This window comes from Rummeliibacillus sp. TYF005 (genome assembly GCF_003844195.1).
GTDB lineage: Bacteria > Bacillota > Bacilli > Bacillales_A > Planococcaceae > Rummeliibacillus.
Genome location: NZ_ML122639.1, coordinates 1 through 1723 on the forward strand (window position 1 = coordinate 1; position 1723 = coordinate 1723).

3 protein-coding genes are annotated in these 1723 nt (G+C 35.1%); 2 read left to right on the plus strand and 1 reads right to left on the minus strand.

Features of this window, described 5'->3' with window-relative positions:
- A partial coding sequence (locus CW357_RS17970) for a protein rep (protein ID WP_124218822.1) occupies positions 1–689 on the plus strand: 689 nt, incomplete at its 5' end.
- Between the two features lie 36 nt (positions 690–725).
- Positions 726–983 (plus strand): DUF5839 family protein, encoded by a 258-nt coding sequence (locus CW357_RS17975; protein ID WP_241155186.1) that lies wholly within the window; start codon positions 726–728, stop codon positions 981–983.
- Between the two features lie 52 nt (positions 984–1035).
- On the opposite strand, the gene CW357_RS17980 is transcribed toward CW357_RS17975, so the two are convergent.
- Positions 1036–1485 (minus strand): hypothetical protein, encoded by a 450-nt coding sequence (locus CW357_RS17980; protein ID WP_119417406.1) that lies wholly within the window; start codon positions 1483–1485, stop codon positions 1036–1038.
- Positions 1486–1723 lie beyond the last annotated feature (238 nt).

Genomic DNA, 1723 nt, shown 5'->3' on the forward strand with positions numbered 1-1723 from the left:
TAGAAGAAGTGATTCGTCAAAAACCAAAAGCAAGATGGCTTTTCTTAACCTTGTCAGTCAAGAATGTGTTTCACGGTGAAGCGTTGGATAAAAGTTTAAAAGCAATGGCAGAAGGTTTTCGTCGATTGATGGGTTATAAAAAAGTAAAACAAAATATGATTGGCTTTATGCGTTCCACAGAAGTTACGGTCAATAAAAAAGATGGTTCCTATAATCAGCACATGCACGTTTTACTATGTGTTGAAAGAACTTATTTTAAAAATAGTGATAATTATTTATCACAAGAAGATTGGACAAGTCTTTGGAAAAAGGCAATGAAACTAGATTATGTGCCAATTGTACATATAGAGGCAGTGAAAAATAAAAAGCGCAACAAGAAAAAAGAGGTCACTGCCATTCAAGCAGCGGTACAAGAAACTGCTAAATATTCAGTGAAAGATGCCGATTATCTGACTGGTAATCTAGAAAATGATTTAGAGGTTGTAAAAGATTTGGAAGAAGGTTTATATCGTAAGCGAATGATTGCATACGGTGGTTTGTTAAAAAAAGTACATAAGCAATTGAATTTAGATGATGTCGAAGAAGGCGACTTAGTTCGAGTAGATGATGAGGATTCAGACATTGAGGAAAAAGCGTATTCGATTGTGGCTCAGTGGAATTGGAAGGCACAAAATTATTTCATTCATTAGGAAAATCGATAAAGTTAATGATTGGAGAGAATGTTGATGGAGAATAATACACTTTCAGGATTTCATATCAGAAGTAAAAAGGGAGATCCGTTAAAGCTATATCCAAAAAAATATACGTGGCATATCCCTAAGGATTTACGCAAATTAAACATTCAACCAGGTGATATTGTTGCTGTTGGAAAAGCAAAGTCGCCTTTTTTAGTAACGGAAGTTTTTCGAGAAGAATTAGAAGACACAGGGAAACGATATAAAAGAGTCGTATCAGTTTTTGAAAAAGCACCAGTAAAAAATTAAGTGAAAAAGGATTGAGAGTAGCAAAGGCACGAATATTTTTCGTGCCTTTTATTTAGTCGTCAATATAAACTCGGACAGTATCTGATTCTAATTTGCCTTTCATTTTTAAATAGATTTCAGCAAAATCACCATCCACATATTTTTCGACATCAATATTTGAACTGCAAGTTTTTTCTGAAGTTCCAGTTTTCGGTCCTTTGAATTCGATATCTGTCCTGACAGTATCATCAGAACTTATATCTTGTTCATAAATGTTCACTGTAATTGTATTGCCTGCATTGACTCCGGACATACAGACTCTAATATCACCACCACCTGAATTAACAGGTCTTGTAGTTACCCATCTTGATGCATAAATTCCATATTCACTGTTGAGTAAACCATCCCATTCGCCAGCTCCGAGTGGTTCGATTTCATTGTTTTCACTAGCGAAAACCATTGTTGGGATTATAGTGGCTGTAATTGCAAAAGCAATCAATCCTTTACGAAACCTTTTTTTCATGTATAACACCACCTAATTATTTTTATTGTTACATTCTATAAAGATAAATAATTAACCTTTATTTTCTGTTGAAAGTATAAAGTTGTATAGGAGAAAAAATGAGAGGTAAGTGTCAACGGTAAGCGGAGAAAAAAGACGGTCCTGAAGGGGCTGTCTTTTTTTGAGCATTAAGGAGTTGATACGTGCGAATGATCTTCAGGCTTTTATGCACTTCCCACTCCCATGTGGGAAGCTGCCA